This window comes from Limosilactobacillus ingluviei DSM 15946, assembly GCF_001435775.1.
Classification (GTDB): domain Bacteria; phylum Bacillota; class Bacilli; order Lactobacillales; family Lactobacillaceae; genus Limosilactobacillus; species Limosilactobacillus ingluviei.
This window is the reverse complement of record NZ_AZFK01000044.1, coordinates 1-24,031: the sequence shown is the minus strand read 5'-3', so window position 1 is coordinate 24,031 and position 24,031 is coordinate 1. Positions and strand designations below refer to the sequence as shown.

Here is a 24,031-nt window from a genome sequence, read left to right as displayed (position 1 = left end):
GAAACTTTATTCAGTTTTCAAAGGTCTACCAGTTTGTCGTTTCAAATCAGCGACTTGATAAGTATATCATAACTTTCAAGTTGGTGTCAAGAACTTTTTTGAAGAAGTTCTTTTACTGAAGCTCAGCGACAACTCTTATATATTACCAAGAACTCAAATCTTTGTCAACAACAATTTTGAATTCTTGGCGTCGCCACCGCAGTGCCGAAGCTTTATCGCGGTGACAACGATATATAACTATACCCGTCTCCTTAGAATCCGTCAAGCCCTTTTTAGCAAAAAAATAAAAAGCCAGCCGCAGCCAGCTTTTTTCCTACTAATCTTGCTGCTGCGACCAGCGTTCTGGCGCTTGACGCCACGCGTGTAAGCTTGCTTTTTGATCGTCAGAAACAATTCCCTGTTTGATGGCTTCATCAATGAGGGTCGTGTAATTGGTAACGGTGTAAAACGGAAGCTTGGCCGCCGCAAAGTTAGCCGTGAGCGCCGGCAATTCGTAACTAAAAATTGCCACAACCCCCAACACTTCACCGCCTGCCGCTTGCACTGCTTTGACCGCGTTCAAAACGCTCCCGCCGGTCGATAATAAATCATCGATGACGACAACTTTTTGCCCCGCCTTTAAGACCCCTTCGATTTGCCGGCCTTGCCCGTGATCCTTAGGCTTTGAACGAACATAAATCAAGGGCTTTTGCGACCGTTCAGCCACTAAAGTTGCGTGCGGAATCCCAGCTGTCGCCGTCCCCGCAATGACATCTACGTTTTCAACCCCAAAGTGAGCCTTAATGTGATCAATCATTCCAATGTAAATATTGCGGCGAACCCACGGATACGAAATCGTCAGCCGGTTATCAGTATAGATCGGGGCCTTCAGTCCACTGGCCCAAGTAAAGGGCGCTTCCGGTCGTAACGTAACGGCCTGAATATCCAATAAGTTCTTCGCTACAATTTCACGTTGTCCCAACATTTTTATCCCTCCATGAATTCCACTGCAATTTGTTGATAGGCAGCCCGCGGCACCGGCGCCTGCGTAATCGGCCGGCCACAAACAATCGCGTTGGCCCCTAATTGATGCGCTTGGCTTGGGGTTACGACCCGCTTTTGATCCCCCTTTGCTGCTCCCACCGGTCGAATTCCCGGGGTGACACATAAGAAGTGCTCACCTGTGACTTCACGAATTGCCTGCACTTCTTGGGCCGAGCAAACTACCCCGGCTAACCCCACTTGTTCAGCCATCCGCGCATAGCGTTGAACAGTGGCCGCGACTGGCCCCGGGATGCCTTGTTCTTCATTCATAATTCGCTGATCAATCGACGTCAACTCCGTGATTGCCAGCAAGTATGGTTGTGGCTGGCCCGCTTCTTTGGCCCCCGTTTGTAGGCCTGTCAAGGCTGCTTGCAGCATTTCACTGCCGCCGGCGGCATGTACGGTCACAAAACTAACCCCCAGCTTCCCCAAGGCGTGCATTGCCCGGCCGACCGTGTTGGGAATATCGTATAATTTTAAATCCAAGAAGACGGCAAAGCCCCGGCGGCGGGCCTCCTTTACAATCGTCGGTCCCGCAGCATAGTACAATTCCATCCCCAATTTAACGATCGGGGCCGGGGTCAATCCCGTGAACTGATCAAATAAAGCTAAGGCTTCTGCTTGCGTAGCCACATCAATCGCCACCATTGGCGCAAATCGTTGCATCATATTCTCCTTTCCCCGCTGTGGGTAACAAAAAAAGCAGTCTCGGATTTGAGACTGCCCCGTCGGTGGCCTAAAAAAGCCCCCACCATTGCACCCTCACTGGAGTCCTTAAATAGTGGAAATTCTATTTATTATCAATTGAAATGTCTTCGTGACCATCGTATTCTTCAACTGCCACGTGAACCGTTTCAGCATTGGAAGTCGGGATATTCTTCCCCACAAAATCCGGCCGAATCGGTAATTCCCGGTGGCCCCGGTCAACCAAGACCGCTAACGAAATCCGCTTTGGTCGGCCCAAATCCATCAAGGCATCCAAGGCCGCCCGCACCGTCCGACCCGTGTAAAGCACGTCATCAACCAAAATCACGTGCTTATCAGTAATGTCGACGGCAATGTCGGCATTTTCCACCGTCGGTTCAATGTGGTGGTCGGGTTGGTGGCGATCATCCCGATACAGGGTAATGTCCAATGACCCCACGGGCACTTGGACCCCTTCCAATTGTTCCATCCGCTTAGCCAAGCGCTTGGCCAGGTAGATCCCCCGGGTCTTAATCCCAACAAAGACCAGGTCATCCACCCCTTTATTTTGCTCGATGATTTCATAGGTAATCCGCGTCAGCGCCCGCTTCATACTGGAGCCATCAACGATTTCGTGCGCCACCATCCAACACTCCTTCCGCATTTTTCCCGGTTCAAAAAACTGCCGCCCTTTGGGGGCAGCAGCTCATTTTTCCGCGTCCCCTTTTGACCTCACCGGGTCAATTAAAAGGCCTATTTCGATCCAGTTTACCCGTCTAATTAGGCGCTGTCAACTCCTCCGCCGGGAAAGAAAAAATCGCGCCGCCAAAACGCGCGCGATCTGCTTTCATTATTTTGCTGCTTGCCAGACATCACGGACAATAATCGTTTGATCCCGATCCGGTCCCACCGAAACCGTCGCTAGCTTAGCGTTAGTCAGCTCTTCAATCCGGCGTAAGAACGCTTGGGCATTAGCCGGCAAGTCACTTAACGACTTCGCCTGAGTAATATCTTCATCCCACCCTGGTAATTCTTCATACACCGGGGTGGCCGCTTCCAATTCTTTCAAGCTGGCCGGGTAGTAATCAATGGTTTGCCCATTGAGCTCGTAGGCCGTGGCAATCTTGATCGTCTTTTGGCCGGTTAAGACATCCAACAAGTTCAAGGACAGGTAGTTGATCCCGTCCACCCGGACGGCGTGGCGCATCGCCACACTGTCAAACCAACCAATCCGCCGGGGCCGCCCCGTAACCGTCCCATACTCATGACCGGTTTCCCGTAATTGGTCGCCGACTTCATCAAATAACTCCGTTGGGAAGGGGCCTTCCCCGACCCGGGTCGTGTAGGCCTTGCAAATCCCCACCACAGTGGTCAACTTATTGGGCCCGACGCCGGCCCCGGTCGCTGCGCCACCCGCCACGGGCGTGGAAGAAGTTACGTAAGGGTAAGTACCGGCATCAATATCGAGCATCGTCCCTTGCGCTCCTTCAAACAGGACACGTTCTCCCCGGTCCAAGGCTTCATTTACCAAAATTGCCGTATCGGTTACGTACGGTGCTAATTCTTGACCATAGGCATAGAACTCTTCAAACAAGGCCTCAAAATCCAAAGCGGGTTGCCCGTAAACCTTAGTAAAGAGGTCGTTTTTTTCGGCCAGGTTCAGCTTTAATTTCTCCGTAAAGGTGTCCTTTTCCAATAAATCACACATCCGAATGCCGACCCGGGCCACCTTATCAACGTAAGCGGGGCCGATTCCGTTCTTGGTCGTCCCGACTTTGTGATCCCCCTTAGCGGCTTCTTGGTATTCATCCAGCAAAACGTGGTACGGCATCACCACGTGGGCCCGGTTGGAGATCCGCAGATTAGCGGTACTGATTCCTTCGGCATTCAGGTAATGAATTTCTTCTAACAGGGACTTGGGATTTACCACGACCCCGTTGCCAATAATCGCCAGGGTCTTTTCCCCAAAAATCCCCGACGGCATCAGGCGCAGCCCGTACTTTTTACCATGAAAGACAATCGAGTGCCCCGCATTGTTACCGCCTTGCGAACGCACAACCATCGTGGCGGTTTGGCAAAGGTAATCGGTAATCTTCCCCTTGCCTTCGTCTCCCCATTGACTCCCTACCACTACTACTGATGCCATATTTTTCCACCTCATTAGCTTAAATTATAAGCACACACTTACTTAATTATACTAACGAAACGGACCGGGTTTTGCAAGAGCTTTTCCGAACTTTATTTCACTACTTAACCTTGAACATTCAGATTAAATCCTTGGTAAGGCGACAAAGATTAATCATTTGGCTATGGTAAGATCCACAAACGAACAACAAAAAACTGCTTTCCGCCGAAACAAGCGAAAAGCAGTCGCTGATTATTCCGTACTGATACCTGGGGCCCCCGTCCCCCCAGCACTGCCACCTGAATAACTTGGTGCTTGAGTTGGGGCTGGCGCTGGATTGGTCGGTGCTTGATAACCGTTACCGCTCCCAGTATTGCGTACCGGATTGGCATTAGATGGCTGGGTCCCCGTCGCAGCATTGCTCGTGTTCGTATGGCTGTTGGAGCTGGCCGCACTGGACGAAGCGCTGGTTGGGGTACTGGAACTGGCCACACTGGTACTAGGTTCATCGGCACTGGACGACGAACTGGCTGCTCGATGGTCCTGCAGTTTACCTAACACCCGGTCAATCGTGGCCAAATCCCTCTGGTATTGCTTGGCCAGTTCCTTTTTGGTGTACGAAACGTCACTTAAGTCCTGTCCATCGGCATCCTGGAGGGTTACTTTAACCTGGCTGCCCTTGATTTCACACACAAAGGACTGGACATCATTCTTTAAGGTATAGCGATTTCCCTTGTGCTTTAAGGTTAACTGATCAACATTTTTCTTCAAATCGTGGGCCGAAATATCACCGGTCTTCATGTAGGCCATCAGCGCCCACTCACCCTTCGTGTACTGATCAACCACGGCGCTGCTCGTTGCAGAGCCTGCCTTGGTTGCATTGCTTTGTTTGCCACAGCCCACCAAGCCCAAACTTACTAAGGCCACGGCCGACAGCACTACCACTTTTTTTACGTTCTTGCCCCCTCGGATTTTTCATCGCGATCCCGTTACCGATCGCCTATCCAATATTTTTTAACCATCTTTAGCATACTACACTTCCACTAATTCACCAATCCTTACTAAGTAGAGATACTGGTGTAAGACTGGCTGGCCGGTCATCTGGTGCAAAGCGGCCGCGTATAAGTTCAACTGCCCGCGGTAGCGTTCAATCACAGGAGTTGGGTCATCCGCGTTGATTTCGTCGGTCTTATAATCAAACAATTCAATCCCCGCCGGGGTAGTCAAGTAACCGTCGATGATCCCGTGAATCAGCAATTCCCCATCATCAGCTTGTAAATTGGTAAAGAGGTCGCTGCCGTTCAACAACATTGAAAAGGGCTGCTCGCGCCGCACTTGCCGGGGATGCGCCAAAATTTGTTGCCCCAGAGGGGTTTGATAAAAGGCGACGATCCCCGCGACATCAATCGCGGCGCCCAGCTGCGGACTGTCAATCAAGCCGTTGGCCACTAATTCATCGATCTTGGACGTGACCTGCTCAGACGTTACCACCCCTGTGGTCAAAGCCAATTGCGCCAAGACCAGGTGCGTCGCCGTCCCAATCGCGGCTGCCGTTGGTTTTTGCGGCCCCTGCGCCAGGAAACTCGGTTGGCCAAAATCGCCTTGCAGATAGCGGCCTTCCTCTTGCACGGTTTGCTGGTTAAAGCTCAAATGCCCCATCCGGGCTTCATCCGGATCCTGACTGGCAAAAACTTCCCGCAATGCCGAAACCGATTGGTAGGCCGTCGTTTTGGTTGCCGCTAAGTGTGGGTATTGCATTTGTAAGGTTTGGGCCAAAAATTGTTGTTGGGCCCGGGTCAGCGGCGTTTCCGCCGGCGTCGTCACCGCTTGACCCCGGTGATCCTTTAACGCCGCCAACGCTGCTTCCAGCTGGTTGGCCGTATAAACCTGGGCCACACACCGTAACTGCGCAGGCACCGATACGGTTTGCGGCCAGGTCGCCTCGCTGGCAAAGGTAGCCGGCGTTAATAACCCCGTCCGGACCAACGTCATGCCCAGCCAATCCAAAAAGGACTTCGCCTGCAAACGCACGGCAGCTGGCAAGACTTGGGTAGTTGCGGTCGCCGCCGCTTGCCACTTGGCGACCAGTTGGGCCGGCTCATGATCCGTTCCGGCCGTAATAATCAAGCGTTGTTCCGCCCGGGTCAACGCCACGTACAACAGCCGCATTTCTTCGGCCCGTTCTTGGTACAACAACGACCGCAAGACCACGGCGCGCTGGGGTAAATCATAACGATAGCGCGTCAACGGATCATCGGGCACCGGTACGCTGAAGCGCATCCCCACCCCAACGTGCGGATTTACAACCAGGGGCGCCGTTTGGGTCATGGTATTAAAGTGGTGACCACTGTTGACTAAAAAGACGACCGGGAATTGCAGCCCCTTACTGCCGTGAATCGTCATCACGTTGACCGCATTGCCCACAACTTCGCCGGGCGCTTGGGCCAGGTCATCATCGCGCCGTTGCATGCGTTCAATGAAATGAATAAACCGGTACAGCCCCCGCATACCGCCTTGCTCATACTCATTGGCCCGTTGGTACAGAGCATGCAGGTTGGCTTGCCGCTGACTCCCCCCGGGCATAGCGGCAACATAGTCCAAGTAATCGGTCGTCTGGTAAATTTGCCAGATCAAAGCCACTAAGGATTGCCGTTCGGCGACCTGCTGGAAGGTGGTCAATTGCTTTTGAAACCGTTGGACTTTCCCCGCAAACTGATCAAAATTGCCCGGGGTTGGCCCCTGATCACTCGGCTGTGAAAGATCCCAGGCCGCCCATTGCGCCGCCAGTTTTGCCCGCGAATCGGGCTTGACCAAGGCCGTCTGGGTGGCCACCAAGGCCGAATAGTAATCGGCATCCACGGCTTGCAAGCGAATCAAGGCCAGTTCCCGTTCCGTCAAGCCGACGAGTGGCGAACGCAAAACCGCCACCAAGGGAATATCTTGGGCTGGGTTGTCAATCACTTTCAGTAGGGCCAGCATCGTCTGGACTTCCGTCGCCTTAAAGTAGTTCTTTACATCATGGACCACCACCGGAATTTCCAAGCGAGCAAACTGCTCCACCAGTTGGTTATTCAACTGTTTGGTCCGCGCCAAGATGGCAATGTCGCGGGGTTCAATTGGGCGCATTTGGCCGGTAGTCTGATCAAAGATTGTTTCGTGACGGTCCAGCATTTGTCGAATCCGCAGCCCAATCAGCCAGACTTCCCCGGCCGCCGGATCATTCACCTGCCGTTCGACATAGTGCTCCACAGCCGGATCAGGCGTCTCCGTCGCGCTGGCATCGTACAAGAGCAGCTCTGGCGCCGGGCGCGGATCAGCCGCCGCTTCGTAGCGTGTCGCCGCGTATTTGAGCTGAGCGGCTTGATCATAGGCCAATTCACCGAGCGTTTCATCCATCAATTGGGTAAAGATCACGTTGACAAAATCGGTCACACTGTTCATGGACCGGAAATTTTCCGCCAGGTCAATCGCCTCATTGCCGGCTGCTGCCCCTGCATAGCGCCGGTAACGCGCTAAAAAGAGGGTCGGATCCGCTTGGCGGAAGCGATAGATTGACTGCTTAACATCCCCCACCATAAACAAGTGATTTTGGGCCGGATCATGGAGCTGCTTGACCAACTCGTCTTGCAAAGCATTGGTGTCTTGGTATTCATCCACCATGATTTCCCGAAATTGGTGGCGCAACTGGGCTTGGGCTTGGCGTCCGGCCGGGGTTTCCGTCGTTAAAATCTGGTAAGCAAAGTGCTCCAGGTCACTAAAATCCACCAAATGTTGTGCCGCCTTCAATCCTTGGTAGCGTTGCCGAAATTCTTTGGTCACCGCAATTAATTGCGCCAGTAAACCCCGGGCTTGCCCCACCCGTTGCAGCAAAACCGCTTCATCAACATTAAAGTACTGCTCACCCAACTTGGTGAATTGGTCTTTTAACGTATCCCGCTGCGCTTTTAAGGCCGCGGCAGCTTCTTTATCCGCCGCTTCTTTCAGCCCCGCTGTACTCCACCGGTCAAACTTAGCCTGACTAAAGGCGTGGACCAACTGATCCCAACCTGCCGTCGGCAACGCCGCTTGGAGGTCTTTGACCCGGGTCAGATCCGCTTGCAGGATCGTTTGAATTTTCCCAAACGGTCCGGCCGGCGGCACCGCATCCACCAGGGTGGTTAATTTCTGTGCCAAGTCAGCTAAGGCCGCCGCCACTAGCGGTTGCAATTGGGTTTGATAAAAGGGACTGGTCGTCATTGCGGCCTCGCAACGGTAATTTCCCAGCAGTTGATCCAGCCAGGCTTGGGGGTGGGCTTGCGCATTGGCCACCGTGTCCAATTGCCAAACCACCTCTGCCAAGCCCTCACCAACGTTACTAGCGGTGGTTTGAAAAGCCGCCTTTAAGGCCGCAAACTGCTGGCTTTCTTGGCCCAGCCACTCTTCTTCCAACGCTTGCCAGACTTGCTCTTGCAACAGATTTTGCTCGGCCGCATCTGTTAGCAAGCGGTACTTGGGGTCCAGCCCGATGACGTAGTAATACTGCTTAATAATCTGCTCACAAAGGGCGTGAATCGTACTGATATTGGCCAGCGGCAAGCGCGCCAATTGCGCTTTGAGGTGCTGATTGACGCTAGCGTTTAGCAACCGCTGGCGAATCCGGTCCCGCATATTCTTGGCGGCTTCCTTGGTAAAGGTGACCAAGAGAAACTGATCAATGTTTAAAGTGGGGTCCGTCTTCAACAGTTCGATCACCCGGTCCACCAGCACCGCCGTCTTCCCGGAGCCCGCTGAAGCTGACACCAAAATATCGACGTCTTGATCACTGATTGCCCGTGCTTGTTGGGGCGTTGGCGTAAAATTTGCCATGGCAAAACTATCCTTCCTTATTTTCTGTTGGCTCATCCAAGGCTTGTAATTGTTGCTTTACAGCCGCTTCGCTCAGCGTAATGTCACGGAACTTATCCTGGTCTAAGACATTATCAAAGGCAAAAATGGGCAAAAAGTCACTGTTGGTCAACCCATTGCTGGCCGTCGTCGCTTCCACCAAGCGGTATGGGGCCAAGGTGTTGACCCCCGTTAAAATTGCCGTGGCTGCTTTGGTAATCAAGGCCGTATTTTGGTCCAAGAGCCACTTTAATTGGGCCGGCGTTACCAGGGCGCTCCCCTGATTGGCGCGGTAGGTCTGCTTACTTTTGGTATAGCTGACCTTCAAAAGTTGCCCCCGCCCAGTTTGCCCCAGCTCCGTATCCACGGCCGTTAACAGGTCCGGATCATTTAAAATCAGCCCATTGTAACGGTGATTTTGGAGTGTATTGGCCACGGCGGAACGGCGCTTTAAGTCGGAGGCCCGTAAGACTTCATTGCCCAAGTGCAGGTAAAAGGCCCCCGCGAGCTTCGTCGTCGGCGCACTGTTCTGCAGGGCCGCTAAATAAGTTAATAACTGTAAATCCAACCCACTGAGCGCCCGCACCAAATCAAACTGCCGTTGACCAGATTTGTAATCAAGCACCATCTGGTAAGTCTGTTGGGCGGTTTGAATTTGGTCGATCCGGTCAATCCGGCCCCGGACTTGAACTTGGTGGACTTGATCCGCTAAACGGTGAACCAAGGGCGGCAAGGCTGCCGTCGTGGTGCCAAAGGTCTGCTCCGTATGCAGTGGTGTCGCCGTACTCAATTGGGCTTGGTTGACCAAGAGACGGGTCATTGCGGCCGCCACCTGCTTTAAGTGGTTTAATTGGTAGGCAAACCGGCGTTTTTCATCACTTAATTCCACTAAGAGCGGTTGTTGGCTTTCGGCCCACGCTAGGGCCAAAGCGGTTTGCTTTGCCAAAGCAGCCTCATCAAGGGTGGCTAAGTGCGGTTGATTGGCCGCGATAAAGTGCTCCATCACGTTATGGTAGAAAGTCCCCGAGTCAGCGGGACTGATTTCAAATTCTTCGCGCTTTTTCAAGCGTAGCCCGTACTTCAAGAAGTATTCATACGGATTTTGGTAAAAGGTTTGGAGTTGGGAAACTGACGTATACAGGGTACTATGCGCCTGCTCCGGCGGAATGGCCGGCAACGGCGCGTCGGCTTGTTGGGCGGCCGCCCGGGCGGCCACCAATTCCGGCGCTAGGTGACCATACAGTTGCTCCGCCAAAGCCGGCGTTAGTGGCTGGGGCTCATTTTGGTAGTGGTACGCTGGCAACAATGGCGGGCGATCCGGCTGCAGTTGGTTTAACAACCGGACAACTAACCGCCAACTGCTGCTCAATGGTTGCGCATTATCCTGCTTTAAACGCCGGACCCGAATAAAGTTCGAGCGGGTCGCGGCGGGCGCCGACACAAAGGGCGCCACCGCCGCAAAGTCAGCTTGCGGCACCGGGGTCGCCGGTAAGGCGGTAATCGGCTGGTTGAAATGCGCGGCCAAGCCGGTCAAGTACGGCGAAAGCCCCACCTGCTCTTCTTCGCCCCCTTGCAGTGGAGCGGATAAGTATAATTCGGCTTGCGGGGTCATCATCGCCAAGTAATTAACAAAGGGCTCGTTGGCAATCTTTTCTAAGCCCGCCACGGGGAGGTATTGATCCGCACGCAAGCCTTGGGCCAACCGTTGCCGCTCAGCGGGTGTCAGCAAGCCTGGTTCCAATTGAACGGTGGGCATCACATCATCAGTCGCCCCAATGATGAAGACCACTTGCCGGCGTTCCGTCTGGGTAATCCCGCTTTCTGACACCAAGACCTGATCAATCGTCGACGGAATTTGTGAATACGTTGCCGTTTGGAAGCCCACTAACAACAAATCCCGAAAATCCGTCAGGTTGAACGGCGTTTGATCGCCTAAGGCCAGGACGTATTCGTCGAGCAGTTGGCAAAACAGTTGCCAGACCTGTTGGGGTTCTTGGCCAAGGGCCAGCTCACCTGCCTCAACGGCGGCTTGTTCCCAGGCAGCCAGTTGTTTTTCGACCCCCTGGTGGTGTAAAAATTCAAACAGCAATTGCGCGGCTTGGCGCCCGGTCTTGGCTTGCCGCCATTGGGCTAAAAAGGGCGCCAATTCGGTTTTGACATAGTGCTTCACCCGGTTGAGCTGCGCTCGCTTTTGCAATTCTGCTTGTCCCAACGCCGTTTGCTCCATCGCTGGGGTTATTTTCAAATGGGGGGTGTATTCAAAGGGTTTGGTGCTTAACCAACTGGCCCCTGACTTGCCATACTTGAGGGCCCAATTCTCGGTTAAATACAGATCGGCCTTGAATTGTTCGGCCGTTAAGGGCTGTCCAGCCACTTCCACCGCCGGCAGCAAAAGCCCCGTCTTAAGCACTTGCATCAAATCCGTTAATTGAAAATGCCCCCACAGGACCTGGAACAGGCCGAGGACCAACGTGACCAAGGGGTGCGTCTTCATCGGCCGATCATTATCGTTAAAGACTGGAATTTCATGGGCCGCAAAGACGGGCTGCAGCATCGTTTCATAACCATCCAAGCGCCGGGTCAAGACCAAAAAATCTCGGTACCGGTAGTGCTGGTGAGTCACCAACTGGCGAATCTTGGCCGCCACCGCATTCAATTCTGCCAACCGGGTCGGGGCCGTCATAAAGTGAACCGCCTGAGGTAAAGTTGGCGCCGGAGCAGGCGTCGTAAACTGACTGGTAGCCGCCAGCCACCGTTCAACCTCTTGTAAGGCCGGGGCCACCCGCGGCCGGCTGGCAAATTCGTCGGGTAAAAAGGTAATCGCACCGTGCTGTTCGGCAAAGCGTGCCAAGCGGTGATACATCAGGCCGGGTTGATAAAAGAGCTGGTTGGGATCCGGCACCTGGCTCCCCCGATAGGGCCGGTCCAAGACCAAACTTACCGTCGTCGTTGCCCCGTTTTCAATCATCGCTTCCACCACTTGTTCTTCCTTGGCCGAAAACTGGGCGTTGTAGCGGTCCAGGTAAAAATGAGTCGTGCTAAAATCACCTTGCCGCAAGGCTTGGATCAATAAATCATAGATGTCTGGCGTCGCTAACTGGTCGCCCAATGCAGCCATGAACCGTTGGTAAACCGTAAACAGCACGGCCAATTTATCATCAAAGGCGGCATCCGTTTGACCATGGGCTTGGGCCCACGCCGCACTGCGCTGTTTAATCTGATCGTAATCTTCCGGCGCAATATTTGCGTTACGCAGTTCCATCACTTGCCTGGTCAAGTCTTGAATAAAGCCGGGCTGATGTGCTTCCTTGGCAAACAGGCGCAACTGGGCCGGGGTCAGTTGTTTGACAATCGCCGCGACGACCATCGTCAAGCCCGTTGGCGAAATGCGGGGCGCATTAAAGGCCGGGACGTCGCGCAATAAAAACCATGCCAGCCGCGAAAATGACAACACTTGGACTTGCGTTTGGGCATAGATGGGACTGGCTTGCCGGGCCTTTAATTGGCTTAAGACGTCGATTTCGGTGGAAAACTTAATGTGGTTCGGAACCAAATAAAAAAAGCGATCCGTGGGGTGAGCGGCCAGTTGAGCCGCCAAGTGATCAAGCAAGGCCGCTTGGTGATCAACGGCCGCCGACCCTAAAATAAATTGCAAACTTGGCATGGGTAATCCTTTCGAGTTGACACGCAACGAGGTCTTCCTTGCTATTTTAACACGCTTCAGTCTCCCGCCCACTTGTGAAGTTTGACCCAATCTTTTCGCGTGGTAAATATTTTTCGTTGACAAACCTTGCATTTTATAAGCCAGCGTGGTTAAATAACATTGTTACTTAGTGAACATAATCTGAGTATGCACGAAGCTGAGGTTTCCTCAAATCTCTCTATGTCTGGTTGTTAATACCGTTTACTCTGCCCCAGCTTCGTTTGTCTGGTGACGAAAAAGCGCCGCTCCTGAATGGAAGCGACGCTTTTTTGTGTCCGCAACTTATAAGATCGGCGAAAGCAACCGGGAGAAGGTTTGCTTAAACCGCAGCCACCCGGGTTGGGCCGCAAACCGTTCTGGTGTCATGACCCGACTATGCCGAATATCACGGATATACAGCCGCTCTAAGCGTTCCGTCAGGTTCGGATCATACATAAAGCAATTGATTTCGAAGTTGAGTTTAAAACTGCGAAAGTCCATATTCGCCGAGCCCACCGAGGCCATCTTACCATCCACCACCATCGTCTTGGCATGCAAAAAGCCATTTTGGTAAAAGTAAATGGTAACCCCCTCTTCTGCCAGGCTACGGGCGTAATACTGGGTCGCCCGGTACACAAAGGCATGGTCCGGCTTATTGGGCACCATAATCCGCACATCAACCCCCGAGTGCGCAGCCACCCGCAGGGCATCCAAGACACTGTCATCGGGAATTAAGTAGGGCGTTTGAATCCAGATATGATCCTGGGCCGCATTGATCAAGCGTAAATACCCCAGTTTAATTTCTTCCAGCGGCGAATCCGGTCCACTGGAGACAATTTGCAAAGCCGTCGTCCCGCTGCCGACTTTGATTTTGGGAAAGTACGGGCGATAATGATCAACCCGCTGTTGGGCTTCTTTGGTCGAAGCATTCCAGTCCCGAATAAACCGCTGTTGCAAGCCATAGACCCCGCTCCCCACGATCCGCAGGTGGGTATCCCGCCAGTGACCAAATTTAGCCAACCGGCCCAGGTACTGATCGCCAACGTTAAAGCCGCCGACGTAACCGACCTTGCCATCCAGCACCACAATCTTGCGGTGATCCCGGTAGTTCAGCCGGAAATCAAAGAGATTGCTGCGAGTTAACAGGAAGGGCGCCGCATGCCCGCCATTGGCCCGTAAGCCATCATAAAAACTCGGTTTAACTCCCATTGACCCCCATGAATCATAGAGCACCCGGACTTCCACCCCCGCGGCCGCTTTTTGTTCCAGCACCGTCCGTAATTGATTTCCAATCCGGTCGTTGTAAATGGTATAAAACTCAATGTGGATACTGTGCTTAGCCGCCGCGATATCTTTTAACAGTTGGCCAAAGAAATGGTGCCCCTCGCTAAACAGATCCACGTGATTATGCCGGGTCAAAAAAGCATCGTCAATGCTTTGAAACAGCATAATGGTCCGCTTGTAGGTGCGCAAGGTCGGTTGCTTGGGCGGCGGCGAGAGTAAGAACTGGGCCTTTTGCTTGTCCAAGGCCGCCGAAAGTTCTAATTGGGTTTCCGTTTGGATCCGTTCCAAGCGCCGTTGGGGGAGCTTGCAACCCAAAAAAGAATAGAAGATAAAGCCAACGACCGGCATTAAGGTCAAAACCAACAACCAAGCCCAGGTTGCCGCAATATCCCGTCGTTCACGAAAAACCGTGATCAACGCTGCAATTTCGTTGAACACGACAATCAGTACTAACACTAATTTCACAATATGCCAAGTGATCAGCATAATCCCGCCACGGCCTCCCATTGATTAAGTTACTACCAGTGTAATCCAAAATGCTCGCTTTACCAACCAACTTCCGCTAGTATTTTGATTAAAGAAAGGAATGATGAAATCTTGGCACCAGTTGAAGCCGTGGGGCAAATTCGCCTTTTTCATATGTTGTTTAACGAAAATCCGCAGCTCACCATTTGCGTTGTGATCCTGTTGCTGGCAATTATTTGGCACCTTAACTATAAACGGCGTCAGTAATGTTTCACATGAAACATTAGCGCGGGTCAACAAAGGTTTAGAACTGAAAAAGTACTCGCAACCACGTTGAAAACGTGATTACGAGCACTTTTTGGTTCCGATGTTTTAAGTTCTCGCTAACCAGCTAATTGCTTGCCAACCGCTGGGGAGCGCCTAATCAGCTGCGGCTGCCTCAGCGTTGGCGGCCGCCCGAATTACTAAGCGGCCGTCCTGCATTTCTGCTACCAAATGCTTGTCATCCAAGTGATCCAAGTAGTAATCCGTTACCTGATCCCGGAGTTGTTGTTCAATCACCCGCCGTAATGGCCGGGCCCCCATCGTTTCATCGTAGCCTTGGTCAATCAAGTAGTCTTTGGCTTCATCGGTTACCTTCACATCCATGCCCTTCTTGGCCAACGTCGTGTTGACCCCGGCAATCATCAAGTCCACGATTTGCTTTAAATCGTCCTTCGTCAACGCCTTGAATTCCACAATCGCGTTAAACCGGTTCAAAAATTCCGGCCGGAAGTACGGCGTCAGCTTCTTGATCAAGCTGGTGTGGTCGGCAGTTGGTTGGGCATCGTTGGAGTAACCGGCGTTGGACGTGGCAATAATAATCGTGTTCTTAAAGTTGACCACGTTGCCTTGCCCATCAGTTAAGCGTCCGTCATCAAGCACTTGCAACAGGAGGGTAATCACTTGCGGATCCGCCTTTTCGATTTCATCTAACAAGACAATCGAGTACGGGTTCCGCCGCACTTTTTCCGTTAAGGTGTTGCCGTTGTCATCGTAGCCAACGTAGCCCGCCGTGGTCCCAATCAACTTTGAAACCGCGGTCCGGTCAGCGTACTCTGACATATCCAGCCGGATAATGTCATCCTTGTTGCCAAAGAGATCCAACGCTAACTGCTTGGCCAATTCAGTCTTCCCTACCCCGGTTGGGCCCACAAAGAGGAAGCTGCCGATTGGCCGGTCCCCTTCGTCAAAGCCAGCCCGGTTCCGCCGGATCGCCCGGGCCACGGCTTCGACGGCTTGGTCTTGGCCAATTACTTTCCCTTCCAACCGCTTGCTCAACCCCTTGAGCCGTTCGATGTCGGACGTGCCTAACTTGGCAACCGGAATCCCCGTTAACCGTTCGACGGCTTGGGCCACGTCATCTGGCGTAGCCGTGACTTGGTCGGCCGTGGAATGATCGGCCAATTGTTGCTTTAAGCTGGCAATCTTTTCCTTGGCCGTTTGAGCGGCCTTGAAGTCTTCTGCCTTGACGGCCTTGGCTTGGGCTGCTTCAGTCGCTTTAATTTCGCTTTCCAGCGACTTAGCATCGGTAGCGGGGTGTTGCGCTGCTAAGTGAGCGGCGGTCATATCAATCAGGTCAATCGCCTTGTCTGGCAACGCACGTTGTGGAATATATTGAACGGAGTAGTCAACCGCCGCGTGCAAGACTTCATCTGGCAACAAAACGTTGTGGTGTTGTTCATACAGCTTGCGCAAACCTTGCAAGATCTTAAAGGTCGCAGCCTTACTTGGCGCATTGACGACCACTTCGTTGAAGCGCCGGGCCAAGGCCGCATCTTTCAGAATGGTGTTCCGGAATTCATCTTGCGTCGTCGCCCCAACTACCGTAATCTCACCCCGGGATAAAGCCGGCTTCAAGATATCGCTCATCCCCTTGGAACCACTGGCGTCCCCAGCGTTCCCAGCCCCGATAATTTGGTGGATTTCATCGAAGAAGAGGATTACATTGCCGGCCTGCTTAACCTCTTGAACCAACTTTTGCAAGTTTTCTTCAAAGCTGCCCCGGTATTGGGTGCCGGCTTCCAGACTGGCAATGTCAATACTGATAATTTGCTTATTCTTGATCGCCGCCGGTACATCCCCGTGGACAATCGCTTGAGCTAAACCTTCCACGACCGCGGTCTTCCCAACCCCAGCGTCACCAACCAGGACCGGATTATTCTTGGTCCGCCGACTTAAAATTTCGGCGGTCTCTTGAATTTCTTTGTTCCGCCCAATGACTGGATCCAACTTGCCGGCCTTGGCTTCAGCCGTCAGATTGCGCCCTAACTTGGCCAGCATGCCTTGCGCCGTTGGTTGCGCTGCCTTAGCCGTCGGGGCTGACTTGGCGCCTGGTAACTGACCAGTTTGCCGAAACTGTGTATATTCGGCAGGCGTGACTTCCCGGCCGTTAATCAAGTAACGCCGGTTTTCGGTATTTAAGCCCCCGAGGTTGCCCATCAATTGATTAAAAATATCATCCATGCTGTTAAATGGATCTACTGGAATTTGTGCCATCTTCAAGTCCCCTTTCCTGGTTGGTTGGCGCCCACCTTGGACGCTGAGATTATTTTTGAATTAAGTCGTTTGGGGCGTACTACCCCCTTGGTGTGTACCGTCAGAACGAAGAAGAGGCCTGAAAGAAACACGCCTTTCCGACCTCACCTTGCTACACGGTTCTACTCATCATCGTCCCGTAGATAATTTTCTTCCAACTCCCGCAAGACTTCCCACATTGCTTGGTGCTGGGCCTGGGATAAGGCATCCAAGTCCCGCAGATTCAACGAGGTCGCCATGCTTTGCTGTTTGTTGAACGATTTGTGTAAAGTGGTGTAGCCATAGCCGGAACTTTTCGCCACTTGGTAGATCGTCAAATGATTGGCGTCCAAGTACGCTTTGATATCGATCCGCATCTTGGTCACTTCCTTTACGATTCTTAGTATACCATATTTGTGATCTAACACAAGTGTGAACTAACGATTTTCTGACTTTTTTTGATCAAATTGTTAAATCAACGTTTCAACCCCCATTTCCCCAAAATTAGGGGGGCACCTTTCCCCACTTAGCTTGACTTATCTGAGAAAACGATTAAAATGATGAGCAATTGATTAACCTGAGGTGAAGCAAATGATTTCTCAATGTTCCTCACAAGTTAATAGCGCTTTTTATGCTTACTGGTTTGCCTTTATTTAGGCCTAGAAACCAGTAGCTTTTGCGATGGCTTCTAGGACGCAATCCAAACATCCGGGAAGCCCACCAACCATGGTTAATTACCAACCCTCAAACAGTCTCCCGGGTGTTGCAGCGACAACAGCCGGGATTTTTTATTTGCTGAAACCCTTTGTCATTGAAGGAGGAGTTTTTTATGCCAACCATGAAAGCCAGTCTGGCAACCCAATTTAACGCTCACGTTGCCAAGGTGCAACCCGCCAATATCTTGCTCTTTGATCAAGAAGTCAGTACCGTCCCCGACATTGTCAAATTAACGGTCGGGGAACCCGACTTTGCGGTCCCGACCGTCGCTAAGCAAGCGGCGATTGACGCCATTAATGCCGACGACTCCCACTACGCTCCCGGGGCCGGATCGCTCGCTTTGCGCCAAGCGATCAGCCACTTTTTAGCCGACCGCTACGCACTGACTTACCAAGCCGAAGGCGAAATTGCCGTAACGATCGGGGCCACCGAAGCCATCTATGCCTCCTTAGCGGCCCTGTTGAATCCCGGCGATGAAGTTTTGATTCCGACGCCGACCTTTCCTTTGTACGAAACCATGACCGAAATGCTGGGTGGCCACGCTGTGACGATCCCGACGACCGCCCCGGACTTTGTCTTGACGCCTGACCAGCTGAAAGCCGCCATCAACGCACACCCCCAGGCCAAGGCCCTGATTTTAAATTACCCCTCCAACCCGACCGGGGTAACCTTTACCCCCGCCCAACTCCAAGCTTTGGCGGCAGTCCTCCAAGAAACCAATTTGGTCGTCATTTCGGATGAAATTTATTCCGAATTGGTTTACGAGGGGACCCACACTTCCTTGGCCAAGTACCTGCCGGGCCAAACGGTGATTTTAAACGGGGCTTCCAAGGCGGGCGCGATGACCGGCTACCGGATCGGCTTTATCGCTGGCCCTGCCGGCATTATGCAGCGGATCGGGGTGGTCCACGCCGTCATGATCACGGCCCCTTCGGACCCTGCCATGGCCGCCGCCGTCCCGATTTTCGGCAGTGAAGCCGGCCACCAAGCAACGCTAAAGATGAAGGCCGCCTACCAAGCCCGCCGGGATTACCTGGCCCACGCCCTTAGTGAACTGGGCTTTACGGTCGCTACTCCGCGGGGAGCCTTCTACCTCTTCGCCAAACTCCCCGCCGACCAAGGAAGTGATGATGTCACTTTTGCGACCCGCTTAGCCAAGGAAGGGCAAGTGGCCACGATTCCGGGCAGCTTCTTTGGGGCTGGGGGCGAAGGCTACCTGCGGCTTTCCTACGCCACCAGCATGGCGGCCCTCAAAACTGCGGTGGCCCGGATCACCAAGTTTTTGCAAACTGCCTAGCCAAAAAGGAAAAGAGGTTTTTGCATGACCAAAATTTTGATGACCAGCGTGCGACCGGATGAGCAAGCCGCGATCGATGCTTACGCCGCCATCCACCAAATCAAAATTATCACTTCTCCCCACGTGATCCAAGCTTCCCTTGACCTCGTCCCCGGGGTTGATGGCGTGGTAATCCAACAGCGCGGGGCAGTCCCCGCCGAGGTCTATCCCTTCTTAAAACAACATGGCCTGCGCCAAATCACCACCCGGACGGCCGGCGTGGATACCATTGACCTCCCCTTAGCGCGCGCCAATGGTTTAGTCGTGACCAACGTTCCTGCATATTCGCCCCGCAGTGTGGCGGAATTTGCCTTAATGCAGATCTTCCGCTTGTTGCGCCACACTCCCACCCTTGACCACCGCGTGGCCGCGGGTGATTTTCGCTGGGCGGGACTACAAGCCAAGGAAATTCACACGGCCACGATCGGCATTATTGGGGTCGGTCGTATCGGCGGAACCTTAGCCCAACTGTTACATGCCTTAGGAGCAAAAGTGCTGGGCTTTGACCTCAAGCCCCGACCGGAATTAGCAGAAATCGTGGAATACACCACCAAACGGGAGCTCTTGGCCCGCGCGGACGTCGTTTCCTTGCACGTGGACTTGAATCCGACCTCAGTAGGCTTAATCGGGGCGCCTGAACTGGCCTTAATGCAACCAAGTGCCAGCTTGGTCAACGCCAGCCGGGGACCCGTCGTTGACACAGCCGCCTTAATCGCAGCGCTCAAGGATCATACGATCGCCGCCGCGGCGCTTGACACGGTCGAAAGGGAAGCCCCCGTCTTTAACCAGGACTACCACGCTGACTTGGCGACCTTGCCCACCCCAATTCAAACCCTGTTGGCCCTGCCCAATGTCATCATGACCCCGCACATTGCTTTTTTCACCAATCAAGCTGTCCAAAATATGGTCGAGATTGCCCTCGACGATGTTTTAGCGATCTTGGCTGGCAAACCTAGCGCCCACGAAATTACGGCGCTACCCTAAACAAGGCAAAAACGGCCCGGAACCTGCAAAGTTCCGGGCCATTTTTTCATTAACGCCAGCCGACCGAATGCCGTTCTTTAATTTGATAGGCCACCTGATCCGGGAGGGGGGTCTTCATCACCAAGGCTTCAATCGCCAATTGTCCCATCTGGGCAAAGGGCTGCTCCACCGTCGTCAGCCCTGGATAAACCAAGTCCGCGACGTAAGAATTGTCAAACCCCAGTACCGCCAGTTGCTCAGGCACTGCCAACCCCTGCGATTGCGCATAAAAGACAATCCCGGCGGCCGCATCATCACTGGCCGCAAAAATTGCCTCCGGCGGCAAGGCCGCCTGCCAGAGCTGTTTGGCGGCCTGGTAACCAGCTTGAAAAGAATAATCCCCCGGAATAATCAGCGGCGCCAGGCCCGTCTTCTGCAAAGCCCGCTGGTAACCATGACACCGGGCCTGCCCCGTTTGGGGATCCGTCGGGTCAATCGCGGCCAGGGCAATTCGCCGGTACCCCCGGTTCAGCAGGTATTTGGTGCCCGTATAGGCGGCTTTTTCATCATCAATCGCCACCGTTGGATAACCATCAACTTTCACCCCGAGCGACACTAGGGGCAGCCCCAATTGTTTCAACAGGGCCAAATTGGTCGCATCAAACTGTACCGAGATCGAAAGAATCCCACTGACCTTTTGGCCGGCCATCAAATCCAGGCATGCTTTTAGCCGCGCCGCGTCATTTAAGCCGCAGTGAGCCAACAGGATGCGAATGCCGTGCTGATAAGCCCAATCTTCGATCCCATCGATGATCGGGGCCGCAAAACTGGTGGTGGCATTGGTAATCAACACCCCGATCACATTCGAAGTTTGGGCGACCAGGTTCGACGCCGCCTCATTTTTTTGGTAGTGCAGTTCCGCCGCAATTTGTAACACTTTTTGGCGGGTTTTGTCACTGTAGCCGCCACTTTGATTTAATACCCGCGAGACGGTCGACGGTGTCACGCCCGCTTGTTTCGCAATATCTTTGATGGTCACCATCTTCAAATTCCCCTTTATTTGGTAGTTGACTTTCCCGACGATTTATTTATAATGTTTTTGAAAGCGGTTGCTGAAACCGCTGTTATTTTTCGTCACTTTACTCAAACGTTTGCGTAACCCCTGATTTTACCAAAGGACTGATTTGAAATGACCTATTCCCCGAAATATTGGTGGCAAAATGCAGTGGTATATCAAGTTTACCCCCGCAGCTTCCAAGATAGCAATCATGATGGCATCGGTGACCTCAAGGGGGTGACCAGCCGCCTTGATTACATCCAAAAACTCGGCGTCGATATCATCTGGCTCAACCCGATCTATCGCTCCCCCAACGTCGATAACGGCTATGACATCAGCGACTACCGGGCCATTGATCCCACCTTCGGCTCCTTGGCCGACTTTAAAGAGCTTTTAGCGGCCGCCCACCAACGGGGCCTGAAAATTATGATGGACCTGGTCGTTAACCATTCTTCCGATGAACACGAATGGTTTCAACAAAGTCGCCAGGGCAAAACCAACCCCTACCGGGACTACTATATCTGGCGCGATCCCGTCGATGGTCACGCCCCGACCAATTGGGGATCGTACTTCTCCGGGTCGGCTTGGCAATACGACGAGGCTTCCGGCCAATACTATTTGCACTTATTCGCCACCAAGCAACCCGACTTAAACTGGGAAAACCCGGCCCTGCGGCATTCCGTTTACGACATCATGAATTGGTGGGCCAACCTCGGCGTCGATGGCTTCCGCATGGACGTCATCAACCTGATTTCCAAGCCCGCGACCTACCAAGATGGCCAAAAAGAACGTGGCGAAGCCTTTGCCAACGTTGAACCCATTGTTGCCAACGGGCACCGGATCCATGAGTTCTTGCAAGAAATGAACCAAGCCGTGATGCAAAAGCACGACTTGGTAACCGTTGGCGAAACCCCGGGGGCCAGCACCACCGACGCAAAGCAGTATGCCAACCTGACCGAAACCGAATTAAACATGGTGTTTGAATTTGAACACGTCAGTTTAGACGGCAACCCCAACCCCGCTTTGGGCAAGTGGAATGATCAAAAGGTTAGCTTGCCCGCTTTGCGCGCCAACCTGGTCAAATGGCAAACCGAACTGGCTGGCCAAGCGTGGAACTCGCTTTACTGGAACAACCACGACCAACCCCGGGTGGTTTCGCGCTTTGGCGATGATTCCCCCGCTTACCGGGTCGTTTCCGCCAAAATGTTGGCCACGATCCTGCACTGTCTGCAAGGAACCCCTTATATTTACGCCGGTGAAGAATTAGGGATGACCAACGCCCCCTTCGCTTCGTTAGCTGCTTATCAAGACTTAGAGAGCCAAAACGCTTACCGGCAATTGGTTGAAGAAGAACACCTGGTAGATGGGCCGACGATGCTCAAATACCTCGCCGCCCATTCTCGGGACAACGCCCGGACCCCGATGCAATGGGACGCCAGCTTAAACGCCGGCTTCTCTGACCACGACCCGTGGCTGGCGGTTAATCCCAACTACGTCACGATTAACGCCAAAGCGGCCTTAGCTGACCCAGATTCAGTCTTTTATCACTACCAAAAGTTGATCCAACTGCGCCACGACCTCCCCGTCATCACCGAGGGGAAATTTGCCCTGGTCGCGGGTAACGAGAACGATGCGCAAGTCTTTGCCTACACCCGGACGGATGAAACGACCACCCTGTTGGTCGTCGCCAATTTTACGGCTACCACCCTCACCCGGTCATTTGCTCAACCTACCGCCGGAACGCTCTTGTTGAGCAACTACACTGATGATCAAGGAACGACCTTGCGCCCATATGAAGCAAAGGTCTACCAATTGAATTAAAGGAGTTATTGACAATGGAAAAACAACAATCAACCGCGGGCTTGCCAACCTTGCCCGTCAGCACCCTGTTTGCCATGACCTTCGGCTTTTTCGGGGTCAACATGGCCTTCTCCTTACAGAGCTCCCAAATGGGTCGGATCTTTCAAACGATTGGGGCCGACCCAACTAAGCTCGGTTTCTTCTTTATTTTGCCCCCGTTAATGGGGATGCTGGTCCAACCCCTGGTCGGGAAGTATTCCGACTTAACCTGGACGCGCTTTGGCCGGCGGATGCCTTACCTTTTGGTGGGGGCCCCGATTGCCGCTTTAGTCTTGGTCTTACTGCCTAACGCCGGTTCCTTTGGCTTTGGGTACGCCTCGTTAGCGGCCCTTTGGTTTGGGGCCATCGCCGTCCTTTTTATGGACCTTTCCTCAAACGTTTGCATGCAACCCTTCAAGATGATCATCGGGGACATGGTCAACGAAGAGCAAAAAGACTTTGCCTGGTCCTGGCAACAAATTTTCTCTAACATGGGTGGGATTTTAGCCACCTTAATGCCCTTTATCATGACCGGGCTCGGCGTTGCCAACACGGCCAAAAAGGGGGCTTTGCCCAACTCTGTGATTTGGACTTTCTACCTGGGGGCAGCCGTCTTATTATTAACCAGCCTCTTTACGGTCGCGAAGGTCCGGGAATACAACCCCCAAGACTACGCTCGCTACCATGGGGTTGACGTAGCGGCCAACCAAGAAAAGTTAAGCTTCATGGCCTTATTGAAGTCAGCCCCGCAAGCCTTCTGGCAAATTTCGCTGGTGCAAATGTTCTGTTGGTTCGCCTTCCAATACTTATGGACTTACGGGACCGGGGCCATCGCCCAAAACGTTTGGCACGTCACTGATCCATCCACTGCCAGCTACCAAGCAGCCGGAAACTGGTTTGGGGTCTTATCAGCGGTCCAAGCCATTGCGGCCGTCTTGTGGGGAATGGTCTTGGCCAAGACGAAGCCGAACCAACGGAAGTTCATGTACCGGACTGGTTTGATCTTAGGGGGGCTGGGCTTTGTCTCCGTCTTCTTTATTCACACGAAACTTCTGTTGATCTTATCATTCTGCTTAATCGGAATCGGCTGGATCTCAATGAACTCAATTCCGTTTGCCCTTTTGACGACTGCTTTGGCCGGCAAGCATGAGGGGGCTTACCTGGGCTTGTTTAACTGCAGCATTTGCCTGCCGCAAATCATTGCGTCGGTGGCCAGCTTTGCCATCTTCCCATTGATTGGCAAGTCAATGCCCGGGATGTTACTGCTCGCGGGGATTGTCTTAGCTTGTGGCGCCTTATTTGTCGGCCGCATTAAGGAACAACCAACCGCCTAAGCTCACGCGACTATTGTTGGAGCGATGACGAAAAAAAGAGCACCGTAATGAACTGGACCCTGTCAAGTGGAAAGTTGAATTATGTAAATGATTAGGCAGCTAG

15 protein-coding genes are annotated in these 24,031 nt (G+C 53.0%); 4 read left to right on the top strand and 11 right to left on the bottom strand.

The window, feature by feature from the left end; genetic code table 11:
• Window positions 1-316 precede the first annotated feature (316 nt).
• From pyrE to FC43_RS06080, 10 genes are all read right to left on the bottom strand, one after another.
• Complete coding sequence (gene pyrE / locus FC43_RS06125; RefSeq protein ID WP_056954945.1) at window positions 317-964, bottom strand: orotate phosphoribosyltransferase; 648 nt, start codon at window positions 962-964, stop codon at window positions 317-319.
• 2 nt (window positions 965-966) lie between these two features.
• A complete protein-coding gene (gene pyrF / locus FC43_RS06120; protein ID WP_056954942.1) occupies window positions 967-1,689 on the bottom strand; it encodes an orotidine-5'-phosphate decarboxylase in 723 nt (240 codons plus the stop codon).
• Between the two features lie 124 nt (window positions 1,690-1,813).
• Window positions 1,814-2,350, bottom strand: coding sequence for a bifunctional pyr operon transcriptional regulator/uracil phosphoribosyltransferase PyrR (pyrR, locus tag FC43_RS06115; protein ID WP_081583829.1), 537 nt, complete (start codon window positions 2,348-2,350; stop codon window positions 1,814-1,816).
• A 207-nt stretch (window positions 2,351-2,557) separates the two neighbouring features.
• Window positions 2,558-3,853: an adenylosuccinate synthase gene (locus tag FC43_RS06110; protein ID WP_019206229.1), complete on the bottom strand. Its 1,296-nt coding sequence runs from the start codon at window positions 3,851-3,853 to the stop codon at window positions 2,558-2,560.
• 231 nt (window positions 3,854-4,084) lie between these two features.
• Window positions 4,085-4,777 carry a hypothetical protein gene (locus FC43_RS06105; RefSeq protein WP_056954940.1) on the bottom strand — a complete coding sequence of 231 codons (693 nt, stop codon included), beginning with the start codon at window positions 4,775-4,777 and terminating at the stop codon, window positions 4,085-4,087.
• 87 nt (window positions 4,778-4,864) lie between these two features.
• Window positions 4,865-8,677: a helicase-exonuclease AddAB subunit AddA gene (gene addA, locus FC43_RS06100; protein ID WP_056954937.1), complete on the bottom strand. Its 3,813-nt coding sequence runs from the start codon at window positions 8,675-8,677 to the stop codon at window positions 4,865-4,867.
• Between the two features lie 7 nt (window positions 8,678-8,684).
• Window positions 8,685-12,359, bottom strand: a complete 3,675-nt coding sequence (locus FC43_RS06095) for a PD-(D/E)XK nuclease family protein (protein WP_056954935.1) — start codon at window positions 12,357-12,359, stop codon at window positions 8,685-8,687.
• A gap of 321 nt (window positions 12,360-12,680) precedes the next feature.
• Window positions 12,681-14,147: a cardiolipin synthase gene (gene cls, locus FC43_RS06090; protein ID WP_056954933.1), complete on the bottom strand. Its 1,467-nt coding sequence runs from the start codon at window positions 14,145-14,147 to the stop codon at window positions 12,681-12,683.
• Between the two features lie 399 nt (window positions 14,148-14,546).
• The gene (locus FC43_RS06085; RefSeq protein WP_056954932.1) at window positions 14,547-16,664 is read right to left on the bottom strand and encodes an ATP-dependent Clp protease ATP-binding subunit; all 2,118 of its coding nucleotides are present in this window, start codon (window positions 16,662-16,664) and stop codon (window positions 14,547-14,549) included.
• Between the two features lie 161 nt (window positions 16,665-16,825).
• The gene (locus FC43_RS06080) at window positions 16,826-17,059 is read right to left on the bottom strand and encodes a hypothetical protein (protein WP_019206236.1); all 234 of its coding nucleotides are present in this window, start codon (window positions 17,057-17,059) and stop codon (window positions 16,826-16,828) included.
• Window positions 17,060-17,511: 452 nt separating this feature from the next.
• Here FC43_RS06080 and FC43_RS06075 point away from each other — a divergent pair, with 452 nt between their 5' ends.
• Both FC43_RS06075 and FC43_RS06070 read left to right on the top strand, forming a co-directional pair.
• The gene (locus FC43_RS06075; RefSeq protein WP_056954930.1) at window positions 17,512-18,696 is read left to right on the top strand and encodes an aminotransferase class I/II-fold pyridoxal phosphate-dependent enzyme; all 1,185 of its coding nucleotides are present in this window, start codon (window positions 17,512-17,514) and stop codon (window positions 18,694-18,696) included.
• Between the two features lie 24 nt (window positions 18,697-18,720).
• A complete protein-coding gene (locus FC43_RS06070; RefSeq protein WP_056954928.1) occupies window positions 18,721-19,719 on the top strand; it encodes a D-2-hydroxyacid dehydrogenase in 999 nt (332 codons plus the stop codon).
• A 49-nt stretch (window positions 19,720-19,768) separates the two neighbouring features.
• Here the strand turns inward: FC43_RS06070 and FC43_RS06065 are convergent, their stop codons facing one another.
• Complete coding sequence (locus tag FC43_RS06065; protein ID WP_056954926.1) at window positions 19,769-20,740, bottom strand: LacI family DNA-binding transcriptional regulator; 972 nt, start codon at window positions 20,738-20,740, stop codon at window positions 19,769-19,771.
• A 147-nt stretch (window positions 20,741-20,887) separates the two neighbouring features.
• Between FC43_RS06065 and FC43_RS06060 the strand changes: the two genes are divergently transcribed.
• The gene (locus FC43_RS06060) at window positions 20,888-22,576 is read left to right on the top strand and encodes a glycoside hydrolase family 13 protein (RefSeq protein WP_019206240.1); all 1,689 of its coding nucleotides are present in this window, start codon (window positions 20,888-20,890) and stop codon (window positions 22,574-22,576) included.
• Window positions 22,577-22,590: 14 nt separating this feature from the next.
• Entirely contained in the window at window positions 22,591-23,928 is a 1,338-nt protein-coding gene (locus tag FC43_RS06055) for an SLC45 family MFS transporter (protein WP_019206241.1), read from the top strand.
• Window positions 23,929-24,031 lie beyond the last annotated feature (103 nt).